The 16,565-nt window shown below is 53.7% G+C and carries 12 protein-coding genes; 5 read left to right on the forward strand and 7 right to left on the reverse strand.

Annotation, left to right across the window (positions count from 1 at the left end; genetic code table 11):
* Nucleotides 1-2: 2 nt before the first annotated feature.
* Nucleotides 3-1,223: a glycosyltransferase family 4 protein gene (locus J2741_RS13090; protein WP_209673784.1), complete on the reverse strand. Its 1,221-nt coding sequence runs from the start codon at nt 1,221-1,223 to the stop codon at nt 3-5.
* Nucleotides 1,224-1,761: 538 nt separating this feature from the next.
* Between J2741_RS13090 and J2741_RS04285 the strand changes: the two genes are divergently transcribed.
* Together J2741_RS04285 and J2741_RS04290 are read left to right on the forward strand one after the other, a co-directional pair.
* Nucleotides 1,762-3,084 (forward strand): glycosyltransferase family 4 protein, encoded by a 1,323-nt coding sequence (locus J2741_RS04285; protein WP_209673785.1) that lies wholly within the window; start codon nt 1,762-1,764, stop codon nt 3,082-3,084.
* Nucleotides 3,085-3,089: 5 nt separating this feature from the next.
* Complete coding sequence (locus J2741_RS04290; protein ID WP_245249610.1) at nt 3,090-4,301, forward strand: glycosyltransferase family 4 protein; 1,212 nt, start codon at nt 3,090-3,092, stop codon at nt 4,299-4,301.
* Here the strand turns inward: J2741_RS04290 and J2741_RS04295 are convergent.
* The 4 genes from J2741_RS04295 to J2741_RS04310 form a co-directional block, all read right to left on the reverse strand.
* The gene (locus J2741_RS04295; protein ID WP_209673787.1) at nt 4,280-5,356 is read right to left on the reverse strand and encodes a glycosyltransferase; all 1,077 of its coding nucleotides are present in this window, start codon (nt 5,354-5,356) and stop codon (nt 4,280-4,282) included. The two genes, J2741_RS04290 and J2741_RS04295, sit on opposite strands and share 22 nt — an antisense overlap.
* 392 nt (nt 5,357-5,748) lie before the next feature.
* On the reverse strand, nt 5,749-6,534 hold the full coding sequence (locus J2741_RS04300; protein ID WP_209673788.1) for an ABC transporter ATP-binding protein: 786 nt from the start codon (nt 6,532-6,534) through the stop codon (nt 5,749-5,751).
* Between the two features lies 1 nt (nt 6,535).
* Nucleotides 6,536-7,297, reverse strand: coding sequence for an ABC transporter permease (locus J2741_RS04305; RefSeq protein ID WP_209673789.1), 762 nt, complete (start codon nt 7,295-7,297; stop codon nt 6,536-6,538).
* A gap of 209 nt (nt 7,298-7,506) precedes the next feature.
* Nucleotides 7,507-9,108: a phospholipid carrier-dependent glycosyltransferase gene (locus J2741_RS04310; protein ID WP_209673790.1), complete on the reverse strand. Its 1,602-nt coding sequence runs from the start codon at nt 9,106-9,108 to the stop codon at nt 7,507-7,509.
* A 320-nt stretch (nt 9,109-9,428) separates the two neighbouring features.
* On the opposite strand from J2741_RS04310, the gene J2741_RS04315 reads away from it, so the two are divergent.
* Complete coding sequence (locus tag J2741_RS04315) at nt 9,429-10,712, forward strand: PEGA domain-containing protein (RefSeq protein WP_209673791.1); 1,284 nt, start codon at nt 9,429-9,431, stop codon at nt 10,710-10,712.
* 133 nt (nt 10,713-10,845) lie between these two features.
* Here J2741_RS04315 and J2741_RS04320 read toward each other — a convergent pair whose 3' ends face one another.
* A complete protein-coding gene (locus tag J2741_RS04320) occupies nt 10,846-13,353 on the reverse strand; it encodes a PAS domain S-box protein (protein ID WP_209673792.1) in 2,508 nt (835 codons plus the stop codon).
* Between the two features lie 74 nt (nt 13,354-13,427).
* Here J2741_RS04320 and J2741_RS04325 point away from each other — a divergent pair, with 74 nt between their 5' ends.
* Nucleotides 13,428-14,195, forward strand: coding sequence for an ATP-binding response regulator (locus J2741_RS04325; RefSeq protein ID WP_209673793.1), 768 nt, complete (start codon nt 13,428-13,430; stop codon nt 14,193-14,195).
* A 695-nt stretch (nt 14,196-14,890) separates the two neighbouring features.
* On the opposite strand, the gene J2741_RS04330 is transcribed toward J2741_RS04325, so the two are convergent.
* Nucleotides 14,891-15,682 carry a tetratricopeptide repeat protein gene (locus J2741_RS04330; RefSeq protein WP_209673794.1) on the reverse strand — a complete coding sequence of 264 codons (792 nt, stop codon included), beginning with the start codon at nt 15,680-15,682 and terminating at the stop codon, nt 14,891-14,893.
* Between the two features lie 388 nt (nt 15,683-16,070).
* On the opposite strand from J2741_RS04330, the gene J2741_RS04335 reads away from it, so the two are divergent.
* Complete coding sequence (locus J2741_RS04335; RefSeq protein ID WP_209673795.1) at nt 16,071-16,547, forward strand: hypothetical protein; 477 nt, start codon at nt 16,071-16,073, stop codon at nt 16,545-16,547.
* Nucleotides 16,548-16,565 lie beyond the last annotated feature (18 nt).

Here is a 16,565-nt window from a genome sequence, read left to right on the forward strand (position 1 = left end):
TTTCAGGAAGATTCTGTCAAATTCTCGTAGACCCCCACAACACGGTCGGTGATGCAATCCCACGTATAATGTTGTGTTACTTTCTGATAGCCTCTTTCCCCCATGATCCTGGACATTTTTCTGTCCTCGAGAAGCGCCAGGATGGCACGGGTTAACTCCTTCACATCTGAACATAAAAGGCCGTTGTACCGGTCATCAATTAACGTTGAGACCGCCCCGCAATTCCTGTTCCCGATTACAGGTTTTTTTCTCATCCATGCCTCACAAAAAACCATGCCGAAACTCTCGCTTTCTGACATCATGGCAAATACATCGCAGGCATCATAGGCATCGACAAGGTCCGCAAGGCCCATCTGGCCGAGATATTTGACGTATGGTTCCGCCAGGATTTTGTTGTCCTCATCGGGACCGATCATCACCAGAACCGCTTCAGGATGCTCCTTCCGGACTGCCCCGACTGCCTGGATCATGTCTGCATAACGTTTTTGCGGCGATTTCCTCCCTACCGTCAGGATTACCTCCCTGCCCTCCAGACGATACTTTTCCCGGAATCTGGCTCCGCTCACATTCCTGTTCTCAAATGATTCAGGGTCAATCCCTGCACCTAAAACACACGATCTCGCCTTCAAAGAGTCATAGACCTGGCTTTTCGAAAAATCACTCATCGCCAGAACGCAGTCGGCAGCGGCAATCATCCGAAAGTAATGATTCCAGTGATAAAACTCGTCGTCGGCGTGCATGAGCGGGAGCAATACGAGTGGTTTCCCGAATTTTTTTGCGATGAAAGAATACCTGACTGTGTTAAACGGAAACATTTGCGCGAGCACCACATCGTACCCCGATATATTTTTTCTCAGCCATAGTGCAAGATCAGGTGACCACGGCCCGCGGAGATAGTCAAACATCCAGGAAAAATATTTCGGACGGTCGCAGGCGTTTCGCATTAAATATGGGATTAATTTGTGCTGTTTTCGAAAAATGGTCCGAAAATCATTTTCAATATCAACCTGGCAGTTCCCCGAAGCGGAACAGAAATCGATTCCTGATACCGCGACCCCAAAGGTCCGGAAATCTCTCAACGGGCGGCGAACCAGGCTACAGGAGAGTGTCACCTTCACGATCCCGGAGATATCCGGTAGAGTGCAGGACTGCCTGTCCCAACGCGGATTCTCCTTGAATTCATACTTTTGAGCATAATCGCTGCCGGCGACCTGCACCGTCACCGGAATCTCCCCCGGATTATCGAGGGAGATGCCAATCTCCTTGATATCGGTATCCCTGATAAAAAAGACGGCTTCCGATTTCGTCCACCGGACGGCGCGGTTTCCTTTATGATCGATCTCGTTCCAGCCGTCAGCAAGGCAGCTCTCATGATCTCCCAGCGAATTCTCAATAAACCGGCGGATTTTATGCGAAGATCTCTGCTCCTCCCTGTCACGCTCCGCCTGTATCATTTTTTCGAACACAAGTGAGAGATACCTGCTCTGGGGGATAACAGGAAACCGCACTACCTTGATCCCATTGATCGTCTCGTTCGACAGCCTATTGTCAAAGTGCGCCCCCGACTTGATGAAGGGAGTAAGTGAATGAGCCTTCGTTGTACATACGTCCGTTTCTATACCCCGTTTGAGAAGGCCCTCGGATAAATTCCGCAGATACAGCTCCGCCCCGCCGTACACATCTCTCCCATACCGGAACGTAATATGAAGCGCTCTCATTGACCGTTACGCATATAGTTATTCGTCACAGTAAATATAAAGAATGAAATCCGTTCTTGCATTGAGTTTTCATCCCGCGTTCACCCCCCCGATGAGCGGAGGAGAAGAGCGATTATACTACGTCTTGAATGGTTTTTCACACTATGAACACGTGACATTGATCAGTTTTACCTTCCACGGGGTAGACCGTGTAGAAACGGTGTATCATTCTCCATGTTTTAAGGAGATTAGGATCCCCAAGGGAATGGTCAGCCTGGCGCTTCACGGGCTCATCCAGAAATTCACCACGATCAAGGAATGTTCCGGTGTGGTCACGTCCCTGGAAAGCAGGATCAATCCGGCATTCAGAAGGATAGTCAGGGAAGAGCTACCGCGACACGATATAATTTTTTTTGAATCCCCTTTCCTCTTCACGATCCCCGGTCGTCTTCTCCGAAACCACACCCTGGTATACAACGCCTACAATAATGAGTATGAACTGATGAAATCTGCGTTTTCCGGGTCGTTCATCGGGAAGATCCTCCTTTCGTACGTTGCATATACTGAGAGAGGGCTGGCCCGGGCATGCAAACTTCTATTCGTTGTCTCCAGGGACGATGCCGAAAGTCTCGCCCGGACCTATGGAATCGATCCCGGGAAGTGCATAGTGGCGCCGAACGGGATATGCCCTGCCTGTTATGACAGGGTGTTTCAGGAGAGAGCACATATGAAGACCTCTCCTGTCTGCCTGTTTATCGGCAGTTATCACCCTCCCAATATTGAAGCAGTTATTCAAATCGTGAACATTGCGGCAAAAATGCCCGGAGTCCTTTTTCTCATCGCCGGAAATGTCTCCCGGTATTTCGCGAGCCGGGATTCCCAGACGGAACCATGTGAGAGAGATGCATATACCCTCTCAGGGGAGTTATATAAAAATTTTCAGAAAGGGGGGGGAAATCCACAAATCGATAGAATTTGTGAGTTTATACGTGAACATCGGGAGGGGGAGGAGCCTCTCCGCCGCTTCAGCCATTCAAGAAATGTCCTATTGCTCGGCCAGTTAAGTGAAGAGCGAAAACTGGAATTGTTTCACCTGACAGGCATCGCACTGAACCCCATGACAACCGGCTCGGGTACGAACATCAAGGTCTTGGGATATCTCGCTGCCGGTCTCCCCACGATCACTACTCCCAAGGGTGCGAGGGGGCTTGACCTTGTCGACCGTCATCATGCCCTGATCTGTGATCTTAATGATTTTCCGGAGAAGATTCATGAATTGCTCAATGATCCCGGATTGGTGGAGATACTAAGAGAGAACGGCCGGATCCTCGTTGAACGTGAATACGACTGGAATACAATTGTAGAACGTATGCGTCGTACCCTGTGAATACCATGAAAAAAATTCTGGTTATCAATGATTTTCCTGTTTTTCCACCGGTTCACGGGGGAAAGATCAGGATTCTTAACATTTATCGGAATATATCTTCCGAGTGTGAGGTCACATATCTCTGTCTTGGGGATGTGAAGGAAACCACACTACGCTCGATCTCGGATAATTTCAGCGAGATCTCTGTCCCGAAAACATTTCTGTACAGACAGATCGTCCTGTTTGCCGGTCTGATAATGAAATGTCCGGTCGATGATCTTGTCGCATTGTTACTGGCACCGTTCAATCCCTGGTTAAGGAACATGATCAGGAAAAAAATCCGGGAATCCGACATCGTGATCTGTTGTCACCCGTATATGTACCCCGCGGTCTCTCCCTGGATTGGCGGCAGGTTCCTCGTTTATGAAGCGCTCAATGATGAATATGGCCTGAAATCGACGACCCTGCCGGAAGGATTCCTAAAAAAAATCATGTTGCACCGCCTCGACGTGGTATCCTGCGATCTTTTGAGAAATTGCGACCTTTGCTTCGTCGTGTCCGAAGAGGATAAAAAAGCATTTATAGAGAGATATCCTGCAGATCCGCAAAAATTGGTGATTGCACCGAATGGAGTCGATACAGAGTATTATTCGGAACTATACAAGAAACGCTCCCACATGCAGGGAGATCCGAGCCTTCATCCCCTTGTGATTTTCCTCGGAAGCGCTCACCCCCCCAACATCGTGGCGGCCAGGAAGGTGATTCACTCGATCGCTCCCAAGCTGCCCGACGTGAATTTTTTCATCGCCGGAAGCGTCTGTGACCCGATTATAAACGACCCGCGCGGCTCCAATGTGACCCTTGGATTTTATATTAGCGATGAAGAGAAGGAAAAATTATTCCTGCGTGCAAATGTGGCCATTAACCCGATGACTACCGGTTCAGGTTCAAATATTAAAATATTCGACTACCTGGCTTCGGGAATTCCGGTGGTCACTACGAAATTCGGTGCCCGGGGGATAAGTATGACAAACCGCGTTCATGCAATTGTGTGTGATATTGATGAATTCCCCGGAGCGATCACGACACTGATCGATAATAAAGCATTATCAGAAGTCCTTTCTCACAACGGACGGGTTCTCGTCGAGCAAAGTTACGACTGGAAGAGGATCGCGTTGTCGATGGTGGCTGAAATAAGGAAAAAAACGGAGGCCGGTCACTCCCAGGAGGCTTCGTAGACTGCCCTGATGAGCTTTTCCTTAAAAACCGGGATATCAAAATCCTGGGCCCTTTTAATGCAGGCGTCCCGGTACAACTCGGGATTCCGCGATATTTTCTTTACTGCTTCCCGAATCTCCCCGGGGTCGGCCCTGACCAGGATTCCCGTACCTGCAGTGACCGTCTCCCGATACCCTCCCTCGTTCACTGCGACAACCGGTTTCCCGCTCGCCATTGCTTCGATCGGGGTCAGCCCGAAGTCCTCGTCCATGGCAGTACATATATGCCCCCTGCACCGGGCATAGAGATCGACAAGCTCCTTTTCTTCCACCTCACCAAGGATCTCGATATTCTCCGGTAGATCTCTCACGATTTCCGATGCGTAAGCGTGAGCATGGTCGCCTGCCGCATATCCACCCGCGATCAACAATCGTTCTTCCGGCATCTCTGCAAACGCTTCGATCTGGAGTTCGATCCTTTTTTCCGGATACAACCTGTTGACCGAGAGCCAGAAGTCACCGTACTCCCTGCAATGGAACCGGGAAACATCGACCGGAGGATACAGGATTTCTGCATCGCGTCCATAAAATTTCTTTATCCGCGTCTGGACATTTTCTGAAATCGTGATGATCCTGTCGATCGATCCCACCGACCTCCTGTCGAACACGCGGTGACCACCCACCCAGGCCCGGAATGCTTGTCGGGTCGCGAATCCCTGGCGCCCCAGGAATGTCGCATAGAGATCATAGAAGGGCCTGACAGGCGTATAACAGTACCATAGATTCGGGTGATGCCGCCGTGCCGCATAATGGCTCCAGTTCCCGGTAAAAATAAAAAAATCGTATTCATCCGAATAATCAGCCCGAGAAAACAGGTATGATGCCGACATCTGCTTGAAGGGCGGTATCTTAATGGTCCTCCCAATGCTGATCACAGGAACGTCGTCCGCAATCCTGGGAACCGCATCGACATCCGTAGTGATTACATCGGCCTGCAGAATTCTGGCCATGGTGAGTACTACCCGTTCCCCGCCTCCGATGGCACCGAAATAGTCGTGAAAAATCGCTATTTTCATTATGATTCTCCGGTCATGCCATAACCGGTTGACTGCCGGATCGGTTTCACGAGTGGCTTTGGATTCGTTGCCCGAGATCCCGGCGTATACAACGGAAACCTCCGCATCTCCTTTTCTTTTATCCTGATCCACTCCCTGACCCCGTTCTTCCCGTATGAAGCAACCGGGAGATCGGGAGTATTTCCAGGTCCGGATTGCACGTTCTTTCGCGGGAGCCGGCCTCCTAATTCTTGATGATTCTCCCCCTTTTCCTCCAAAGATTCTGTTTTCCAGGAAAATAACATTAACATCCCTCAAAAAAATGAGATTTCGGGAGTTTCGTCAAGACCCCTCCCTCCTGAAAAATTCTGCCCGAGTGAGGACGAATGAGATGAAAGGCCCACCATGATACATTATTTGACGGTCTCCATGTAGTCATCTATCACTTTTTCGGTCTGGTCAAGCGCCTTTATGTATCCTTTCTGGATGAACATCGTCCGGCTGCAAAGATCCCGTATCAGATCCATATCATGAGAGACGAGCAGGATGGTCTTCCCTTCCTTTCGGAACTCATCTACTTTATCCGCACACTTCCGCTTGAACGCCTCGTCCCCGACCGCAAGCACCTCGTCCACCAGCAGAATGTCCGGGTCCGACTGGATTGCGGTTGAAAATGCGAGGCGAACCTGCATACCGGAAGAAAGGTGACGGAGTTTCATGTTCTCGAAGCGTTTCAGCTCCGCAAAATCCATGATCTCCTCGTACCTTTCCCGGATCTTTTTCAACGGGAGCCCAAGGACCGCCCCGTATAAAAAGACGTTATCTCTCGCGGTCAGTTCCGGGTGGAATCCAACTCCAAGCTCGAGGAACGGTGCGATCCTGCCGTTGATGCCAATCTTCCCGGTATCCGCGTATATTACTCCGGCGAGCAGTTTCAGCAGGGTTGATTTCCCTGAGCCATTCGGGCCGATAATACCGAATGTCTCACTGTGCTCCACCGTGAAACTAATATCCTGGAGTGCCCGGAACGTATCGTACGCATGCCCGTGCCCGGCAAGAAGGCTGGTGATATGCTGGTAAAGTGTGAGCTTCTTCTCTCTCGGGATTCGAAATTCCTTCGATAGCCCGGTGACCTCGATTGCATGAGTACCTGACCGGTCCCCGACAACTCTCAGGTCATTTCGATACCGTGTCCTCATGTCAGATCTCCTCCGCGAACCTTCTCTCTAGCCTTTTGAAGATGAAAGTCCCGACACCCAGCATCACGAACGAAGTTCCCAGGAGATACGCGAGTTCCCAGAGGGGGGGAGTAACCCCATTCAGCAAAATGTCACGATAAGACTGGATCATTACGGTGATCGGGTTGAGCATGTAATAGGGAATGAGGCTTTCGGGCAGGATCGATACAGGATACACGATAGGGGAGAGGAAAAACCCGAGTTGGAGGATAACTTCCCAAATCTGGTTCAGGTCGCGGTAATAAACATAAAGGCCTCCAAGCACCAGTGCGACCCCGAATACGAGAATGAAATACAGCGCCTGCAATACGGGGAAAAGGAAAACGTTAAAGGTAATATGCGGGGAGAAGAGCGCCACAAAAAAGAATAGAACTCCGAATTCCAGAAGCGAGCTGATCAAGCTGGAGAGAACGCTGGACATGACGAGGATCTGCCGGGGGATAAACACTTTCGTAACCAGGCTCGCCTTGTACACGATTGAAGGCACTGCTGCTGACGTCGCATTGGCGAAGAACCGCCAGGTAATGATCCCTACCAGCAGGTAGATGGCAAAATTCTCTTCAGTGACCCGGAAGATGCTGGAGAACACCACGTAAAGAATGAGCATCAACAGCAACGGATTTAACAGGGACCACAAAAATCCTAGCACCGAGCTCTGATACTTGATTTTCAGGTCGCTTATTGTCAGAATCCAGATCAGATCCCTGAAATCAGCGATCCACATTACACCAGCTCCCGGCACTTGTCTCTGTTCTAACTCCCCGATGAAATTTCACTACTGTTCTCACTTCCTGATTATTTTTTTCATTCCGCTATTATGGTTCTTATTCCAGTTAGGTTGGGGCCCCAAACCCGACCTGTCCCCCTTCTTCCGCGAACACGGCGAAAAACTCGTCCCACGGGTCTTTCCGGGGGACGCTCACTTACAGGAGACTATCCGGTGGCCCGCCCTGTGTCCGTCCTGTATATCCAGCAGTAGTCGATCCCGTTTAGTGTTATGACCTTTTCAGGGGCCTCCCCCTGATACTCGTCCCAAAGCCTGATATCATAATGCCTCTGCACACCGCTGATATAAAACACCAAATAATCCGGATAGGGGTCGGTTTCCTGGGTAAGATCTCCCATCCTGATTGATTTGCCCCCAAAATACTCGGGGAACCCGAAATACTGGTAGGCAACGGTGAGATTTGCCGCATCAGGTTTCTGATTAAGGTACTCCGCTGCAAGATCGTTCCCCTCTCCCCAGCCGACAAGTACGATCTCCGGTGCGTGGGTTGGACCTCCGAACGCCACCGGGTTGAAATATGAGTTGAAGTATGGCGTTACGGGGATAATTAAGGCAGATTGTATGATAATGACTGCCACGATCGCGCCGGTGAAAAGGACACCGGTACACCCGAATGATGTTTTCTCTTTCCCTTCAGCCCGGAACCTGTCACATATTGCGCGAATGCCATAACATATTCCGGCGGCAGCAAGGATATCGAGTATCGGGAATACCGGGAGAATATAGCGATCCATCTCCTTCCTTGCGATGGCCATCTGTAACGAAAAGAGGATGATATACAATATCAGGACAACAAGAAATAACTCGTAATTTCTGAATTCCCGTTTTGAACCCTTGTAGAGGATAAAGCCGAGGCACACCAGTGAAAATACCAGAACGAGTGGGGTTAACCGCATAAGCAGTGCAACCGGGTAAAATAACGGCCCGTAATTACCATCCGAGATCTCTCCAAAGAAGAAACCTGTGCCATGCGGCTCGACTGTCGCCTTCAGGAGCCCGCATGAAGGGTCGGCGACCATCCCGTAGAGTGTGTTTGCGGGGGCGACCCAGATCGACGGCCAGAGGGCCACACAGGTTACCCCGCATACGATCCCGAATAAGAGTATGCTGCCGAGGATCTGTCTCCAATCCGGTGCCCCCCGCTTCCCGCCGGGGCGCCACCAGATATTCCATACCAGAACCACGAACGGGATGAACAAGAGTAAAAATAATGCCGGAAGTTTCGTTAACAAGGCCAGCCCGGCAAAGAATCCCGCTGCCGCAAGCAGGTATTGTTTCTCTGTTTCTTTCAGGTATGCAAGGAGGGAGAGGACCGATAACAACATGAATGCGGTCAGAAGGGCATCGACATGGATGAATCTGGAATATGCGATGAAGAAGGGGTCGAGCGCAATGAAGACTGCCGCGAGAAATGCAAGTTTTGACCCCGCTATGTATTTTAATAGGAAATATGCGATGACGACTGCCACGGAAGTAACCAGTACCACGGGAAGTCTTCCTGAGATGAGCAGATCGCTGAATTCCATACCCGGAACGCGAAGTAAAAACATCGAGATTCCGGCTATCCACATGGTGGTAACACCTGGATGGGGTGCCTGATATGTTCCGGCCCAGTCCTGGTGCTGGACTGCATCGAAAAATTCGGGTGCTCTTTCAAGCCACAACCGTTCATCGGCGGTAAGTCCGGTACCCAAATCTACGCAACGCGGAATGAGGGCTATTGCAAAGATGAAGAGCGGAATCGCCACGTTAAAGAAATAGAAATACGCATCCCTCCGAGCTCTGACGTCTCCTGTACCTGATTGCGCCATCTATGCCATCCTTACGCCCTGTAATCTGCCTTATTAGATATATTTCATAAAACAGATAACACCTTTCAATCACGAAAGAAAATGTGGTTTTTCATAATCCGACCTGAGTTCCGTTACGACGATTGACACTTCCGTCATGCAACGTGAATACAATACTTCTGGAATGACATCTCCGCTAACACTCGGAATCACCCAACGATTCAAATAGTTCCTCTGCAAGTATCCATATCGTGAACACCATGCGACACTTAATTCCGATGCTGTGTGCCGCGGTCCTGCTCGCGGGACTGTGCGGGGTCGCCGCCGCCCAGATCGGCGGGGACGTCGGCTATTACTATATCACCTCCTCTCCCTCGGGGGCGAGCGTGTACTTCGACGGCAGTTACAAGGGGACCACCCCCACCACGGTACAGGTCTATACTTCGGGGACGCCCGGACATACTCTCTCACTCACCCTGTCCGGGTACCAGACCTACACCCAGTCGATCGCGGGTAACCCGTCCGAGGGTCAGACCGTGACCATCTTCGCCACGCTGACCCCGATGCCCGGGAGCCAGACCGGGTACTACCAGATCAGCTCCTCTCCGTCCAACGCGGACGTGTACTTTGACAGCGTCTACAAGGGGACCACCCCCGTTACCGTGGAGGTCTCCACCACCGGGACCCCCGGACACACCATCAACGTGTACAAGTCGGGATACGAGTCCTTCTCCCAGTTCTATCCCGGAAATCCCTCGTCAGGGCAGACGGTGTACGTGTATGCCGCACTGACCCCGGTCCAGAGTACCGGGAGCGTATACGCAACCAGCAGCCCGTCGGGGGCAAGCGTATATTTGGACGATGTATACATGGGGACCACCCCGAATACCTTCACCTCGATCTCCACCGGCACGCATACCATCAGGATCTCCCGTTCCGGGTACCAGACCTACACGGGGAGCGTTACGGTCTCCTCGGGGAGCACTACCACGGTGAGCGTCACCCTCCCGCCCATCTCCAGTTCTGTGGGAAGCCTGTACGTGACCAGCAGCCCGTCGGGTGCTTCGCTTTATATTGATGGCACCTACCGGGGGACCACACCAACTACTGCCGGAAGCCTCACTCCGGGGAGCCATACGGTGCGACTCAGTCTCGCAGGCTACCAGGACTTCACCACCACGGCTACGGTCTATGCGGGCCAGACTACCACGCTGAGCGCCAACCTGGTCCAGGTAACTCCCACCACCACGCTCGGGACACTCGCTATCTCCTCCTCGCCTTCCGCCGCGGAGGTTTACGTGGATAATGTGTTCCGGGGCTATTCCCCGCTCACATTAAACGACATCTCCCCGGGGTCGCACGCGATAACGCTGCGGCTCGCCGGGTATCAGGACTGGCAGGGCAACGTCCAGGTGAGCGCCGGGCAGACCACTTCGGTCCAGGGCACCCTCATCCCGGTCCCCACCACCGTGCCCACCACCAAGGCCCCGGGCTTCGGGATCCTCGCCGGGATTGCGGCCCTGGGACTTATCGGTGCGGTGCTGGTCATTAAAAGGGACTGAATCATGCTCGAAGTGCCATGTGCACTTCGTTTCTTTTTTTCCGACGGCTTTGCTGTTACCTGTGAAAATGCAGGGAAGATCCGATCCCTGGTAGCGAGCACCGTCCGGGCTTCGATATCACACTCCACGGATATTATCGCGGTACGTGGATACTGATGCAGGTGCCCTGGTCGCGGACGATCTCCACGGTGGCATCGATCTGGCGGGAAAGGACAAATACCAGTTGGAGCCCGAGCGATTCGGTCTTCTCGGGGTCGATGTCGGGAGGAAGACCAATTCCGTCGTCTTTCACCGTAAGGGTGAACCCGTCCGGCGTCCCCCTCATGCTCACCCGGATGGTCCCCTCGTCCTTCCCCCTGAAGGCGTACTTGATCGCATTTGTCACGAGTTCGTTGACGATCAGGCCGAGCGGGATGGCGGTATCGATAGAGAGCGGGATATCATCGAGCTCTGACAGAATCCTGACCCCCGGCTGGTGCAGGTAGGAGGCCTCGATGCCGGAGAGGAGTTCCGAGAGGTACTTTTTTGCATTGATCTCCCTCATGGAGCCCGAATGGTATAACTGTTCATGGACGAGGGACATCGTGCGGATGCATCCCTGGCACTCCTGGAGCATCTGCAACGCGGCCGGGTCCGCGAAATTGTGCTGCTGCAGGGTCATCAGCGCCGAGATTATCTGCATGTTGTTCTTGACCCGGTGGTGAATCTCCCGAAGCAACACTTCTTTTTCCCGGAGAGAGTCCTCCAGGGATTCCTGTTCGCGTTTGCGGTCGGTGATGTCCACGATGAAACAGATAAGCCCGGCGACGTATCCTTCTGCGTTATTATATGTCGACTTGTAAAATACCCCGGTCCTCCCTTTCCCCTGGCTGGTGTTCACCCGGCCTTCGTGGACCTGGACCCCGCCCTTTGAGAGCAGTTCGAGGTCCTTTGCGTGCTGGTCCGGGCCCAGGTCCTCGGAGAGGAATGGAATCTCCTCCGGCGTATGCCCCACGATCTCTTCTTCCACAACGCCGAAGAGCGAGGCGAATCGTGTGTTGCACCCCAGGAAGGCTCCGATGGAGTCGGTGTAGTATATCGGCCCGGGGATGGTGTTCATGAGCGCCTTGACAAACTCGAGCTGCTCGCGGATCGCCCTCTCGGCCTCTTTCTGTTCGGTAATATCCACGATGCTCTCCAGGAAATACTTCTTCCCGGAGATATCGACAGGGACCAGCGTGGCCAGGATGGGCCTTTCTTCACCTGTCGCCGTCACCAGCACCTCTTCGGAGAAGCCCCGTTCTTTCCCCGGGCCTCTCTTCCCGGCGGTCACGAACCGGTTCCATGATTCTCCGAGGATCTTTTCCCGGGGGGCGCCGATGAGCTGCTCGATGACCGGGTTGACATCCACCACGTTCCAGGTGTCCTGATCGATAAGGATCACCCCGGTGGGGAGACGGCTGATAATTACCCGAAGCCGGGCCTCGTTCTCCCGCAGGACTTCCTCGGTCTTTTTCTGGGCGGTCATATCGGTGACCATCACGAGAAGGCCGGATACCGACAACCCGTCGTCAAAGTACGGTGATGCCGACAGGCGAAGATACCGGGGCGTGCCGTCCTTGTGCGCTGCACGTACTTCGATCTCCCCGGAAACACCATCCCCCCCCAGGTCGAGCCCGCTGTCTCGCTGATCCTCCTGCTCCGGCGTGAGGAACGCCGAAAAATTTTTTCCATGCACCTCGGAGAGCCGGTATCCCATGATCCTCAGGAATGCGGGGTTTGCGTAGGTGATCAGCATCAGCGAGTTCAGGATGACCACCCCTTCGTGGGCGTTTTCAATGAGGTTACGGAACTTCCATTCGGATTCTTTCAGGTCGGCGTCAGCCTGTTTCCTGGAAGTGATGTCGAGGATTATCCCGGTCACCATGGACCCGTTTACCTTCGACCCGGTCAGGATGACGTCCCGGTACGAACCGTCGGTGGCGCGGAGGCGGGTCTCCATCTCCGGGGACGTCCCGCCGCTCCCGACGTCCCGGGAGAACTTCTCGAACGGCTCGGGGGTGTAAAAGAAGGCCTGCAGGGGTTGTCCAACGATCTCCGTCCGTGAGCACCCCAGTATCTCGCAGAATTTTTTATTCACCTCAAGGAGAGTAAAGTCGGGGGCCGCGGTGAATACTCCTGCCTGCGAAGTGAGGAATATAGTCTCGTATTTTTCCTCCCGGTTCTTCGTCGCCTCGAAGAGCATCGATATCAGGCCCCCAATCCCGACGATCATGCCGCCCTCGATAAAGATGAGCGAGACTACAGACGCAGGTGACGCGAACATACTTATAAAGAACATGTTAATCGCGACGAAAACTGCCGCCATGATGAGCGAAGCCGCTACTCCCCACCGGGGGTAGTGATATGCCACGAATACGATAGGGAGGTAGAATATCTGGGAGTACAGATAGAACAGCCCGTTCTGGATGCTGAGTGCGGTCACCGCGATGTCTATCGCGATCAGGATCATTATGAGGATCAGCCAGGGGTTTTTCAGGGCGGAGCCGAGGGCCGACTCCCCGGCAGGGGCCGCTCCCGGCCTTGGATCGTCCTCCGCAGGGGGTCGTTCGCGGGGATCCTTCCCTTCTCCTGCCGGTACGTCGACCTCCGTCAGAATCATTTCACCCGTCTCTCCATTATAAAACTAGTAATATTAATTTACTATGGTGGAGATTGTCACGTAACCTGGAGGACATGATGGAAAAACGCGTGTTGATCGTCGAGGACGAGGGTATCGTGGCCATGGCCATCAACGACACCCTGAAAAAAATGGGATATACCGTCACCGGGATCTGCAGCACGGGAGAAGATGCCATAGTCACGGCGGCAAAGACCGTCCCCGATGTGGTCCTGATGGACATTCACCTCAAGGGGGAGGTGGACGGGATCGAGGCTGCCGATAAGATCAACAAATTGTACGGTATCCCGGTGATCTATCTCACCGCGTACGCCGACGACGAGACCATCCGGCGGGCGCTCTCCACCGGGTCGTATGGCTATCTGGTCAAACCGTTCAATGCCAGGGAGCTCTTTTCCAACATCGAGCTTACGATCTACAAGCACCGGGTGAAGATGAGGATCGGTTCCGATACCGAAAACCTCGAGGGGCCGCTCTCCACGCTCCCCGAGGCGGCGGTCCTCGTCGATGCCCGCCAGGCGATCCTCTATATGAATCTCCCCGCAGAACAGATGACAGGATACAATCTCCGGGACATCCAGGGGAAGAATTTCTTCAGCGTCCTCGGGCTCAATCCCTCCACGACCGAAGAGCCGTGCTCCCTCGCTCTGGAGAAGATCAAGGGCTACACCTCTATCCGCCCCATCCCTTCGGTCGCCGTGATCACGACGAGGGGAGGAAAGGCCCGGCGCGTATGCATCCGGACCAACATCATCGCCAACAGCGACGGGACGATCGGGAAGATCCTGCTGGTGATGAAACCGCACACCCCCGATATTACCTGAACGAAGTGCCGGGCTTCCGAAAAACCCGATGCCATTCACGGGAAAATTTCCCGGTCCATCCGACGTTTCCGGGGCTTCCCTCTGCCGCTGTGGCGTCCTAACAGGATAGGGCCGAACTGTTGGGCGCAGAGGCATTACTGGAAAATCTATAATTGAGATGTCCCTATTGAATCGAGAGAACAAGTCCCTGATCCGCCGCCGGGGCGCCCTTCGGGGGCGGCGGAACCATCCTGATCGGTAGACTCGGATTAGTAACGGGACCTGTCGCTCCAGAGGCTTCGTCCCGCCGCTGTGGCGTCCCCAACGTGATAGTCTCAGACTGCCGGGTGCCGAAACAATCCTGGAAAAATCACCAGAACACAGTCCCTGATCCGCCGCCGGGGCGCCCTTCGGGGGCGGCGGAACCATCCTGATTGGAGGCTCATCAAATAGACGCTCCCGGGGCTTCGCCCCGCCACTGGGGCGTCCCCATGGGACATGCCCGTACCGTTGGATGTGAGATCTTCCTGGAAAATCACAGAGCAGGTTCCTGATCCCCGCCGGGGTGCCCAGGGCGGGCGGAACCATCCTGATCGGCTGTAACAGACACCGCACAAACATGTCAACAGAGGATGTTCACGCCGTTAACATCCTACACGGATACTGGTCATTCCTGGTGAATGTTCCCCAGCTCAACCTGGATTTCAAAAAAGGGATTATATCTTCGGGAACTGCTGCGGGGTGATGTACTGCAGCTGGGGTGCAAACCAGTTTGGATAAGGCTTGTTCGAGATGAAGGTCATAGTGTACCCGTACCCGTTCGACCCTTCGAGGTACTGGGGCACGGTCCACTTCAGGTAGGATGGGTTCACCTCGAAGGAGTTCGTGACCGCGTTCCACCGTTTCCCGACCGAGATATAGAAGTTGTAGGTTCCCGGCGGGATCAGCTGGTAGAAGGTCTGGAAGTCCCCCTGCTGCACGTAGACCGCAGCACTCGCGGTTTTTAACCCCGGCTGGGAGACTGCCACCACCACGTCCCACATTCCCTGGGTGTTATCGACGGTCAGGTACTGCCACCCCGGCTGGGTGGAACCGGACAGGATAGTTCCGCTGGGGATCGCGGGGTACACGATCGCTTCAGAACTGGCCAGGTAACTCTGTACCATGGGGGCAAGCCCGGGGGAGAGGGCGATCGCCTGCCGATAGGCTTCGATCGCGTTCATGTGGTCCCCGAGCGCCGCGTAGGACTGTCCCAGGGCGAAGTACGCCCGGGCAAAGGTGGGGTCGAGCGCCACCGCCTGCTGGAACTCCTGGATCGCCTGGGCGTGCCGGGCCACCTTCGCATCCGCAAGTCCCATCTGGTAGTAATTGTCCGCGGTGAGCAGGGGGTAGGCCCCGGTGCCGTTCATCACCATCACCAGTGGTTCGCCGTCCGCCGCCGCAACACTCCCAATTCCCGTCGCCAGAAGCAGAAGCGCAGCCAGCAACGGAATCAACCTGATATGCATCACAAACCCGTCCTTTTCGGGAGCCCCACACCGCCACCCGGGAGAGAGCTCCGGATGCTTTTCTCATGTACCGGCGGGATGATATAGTTTATTTAAATGTGCCGGGCAGGCCGGAGCGGGATAAACGGTTGAGAACACACGATTTTTTAATTTTAGCGTTATTCTCCACCCCTTTCAAGGCCGGATTGCTTCTATCAGGCCGGCACCTTCGGAAAATCCCCTGGAGAACCCATAAGCATAAACTATTTATCCGAAAAAAACCTCCGGGAATCGTACTACCTCGGTTTTCGGGAGGCAGGTTTGCATGCAGTCCGGCACAATCTTTATCCTGATTCTTATCGCCCTGTTATCGGCAGTCTTTTCATTTCAGGCCCTTACACAAGCGGATTTGATTACTCTGGGAGAAGTTGTTGTTGCAGACCCTTTGGCGGGCCCGGATGTCGGTATTTCGGGAACCGGTGAGATCGCGATGAACATGATCCCGGAGGGATCATCCCTCACGGTCCCGGGAGTGGATACGCTCATTGACAGGGATGCTGATATGCCGGTCAATATGGTTCCCGAAGGGGCGCAGATTTCGCCTTCCGGGGCCGAGAACATCGGAATCCAGGAAGAGGGAGCGGGCATTGATACTGCACGGGAAGAATCAGTCACTATTCCTTCAGCCGAACAGACGGTTCTCCCCGAGTCCGTCTCCTTCCCTCCCCGGGGAGCCGGACAGTCGCCGGGAATATTCACCAAGACCCCGCCCAATAAATTGTTACTCTACGGCGCTGCGTTACTTGTGATTATCATCACTATATCTTCCCTCGCATTGGTTGGACGATCGGAAGGGTGGTGGAATCGGAGAAAACCGCCATCTTAAAGGTAATGCTGTGGGACC

This window comes from Methanolinea mesophila (assembly GCF_017873855.1).
Taxonomy (GTDB): domain Archaea; phylum Halobacteriota; class Methanomicrobia; order Methanomicrobiales; family Methanospirillaceae; genus Methanolinea_B; species Methanolinea_B mesophila.

Coding starts and splice junctions, on each gene's coding strand:
- J2741_RS04295 (WP_209673787.1), bottom strand. CDS start 5,356: ATGAAAATAGCGATTTTTCACGACTATTTCGGTGCCATCGGAGGCGGG.
- J2741_RS04305 (WP_209673789.1), bottom strand. CDS start 7,297: ATGTGGATCGCTGATTTCAGGGATCTGATCTGGATTCTGACAATAAGC.
- J2741_RS04290 (WP_245249610.1), top strand. CDS start 3,090: ATGAAAAAAATTCTGGTTATCAATGATTTTCCTGTTTTTCCACCGGTT.
- J2741_RS04315 (WP_209673791.1), top strand. CDS start 9,429: ATGCTGTGTGCCGCGGTCCTGCTCGCGGGACTGTGCGGGGTCGCCGCC.
- J2741_RS04330 (WP_209673794.1), bottom strand. CDS start 15,682: ATGCATATCAGGTTGATTCCGTTGCTGGCTGCGCTTCTGCTTCTGGCG.
- J2741_RS04300 (WP_209673788.1), bottom strand. CDS start 6,534: ATGAGGACACGGTATCGAAATGACCTGAGAGTTGTCGGGGACCGGTCA.
- J2741_RS04320 (WP_209673792.1), bottom strand. CDS start 13,353: ATGATTCTGACGGAGGTCGACGTACCGGCAGGAGAAGGGAAGGATCCC.
- J2741_RS04325 (WP_209673793.1), top strand. CDS start 13,428: ATGATGGAAAAACGCGTGTTGATCGTCGAGGACGAGGGTATCGTGGCC.
- J2741_RS04285 (WP_209673785.1), top strand. CDS start 1,762: ATGAAATCCGTTCTTGCATTGAGTTTTCATCCCGCGTTCACCCCCCCG.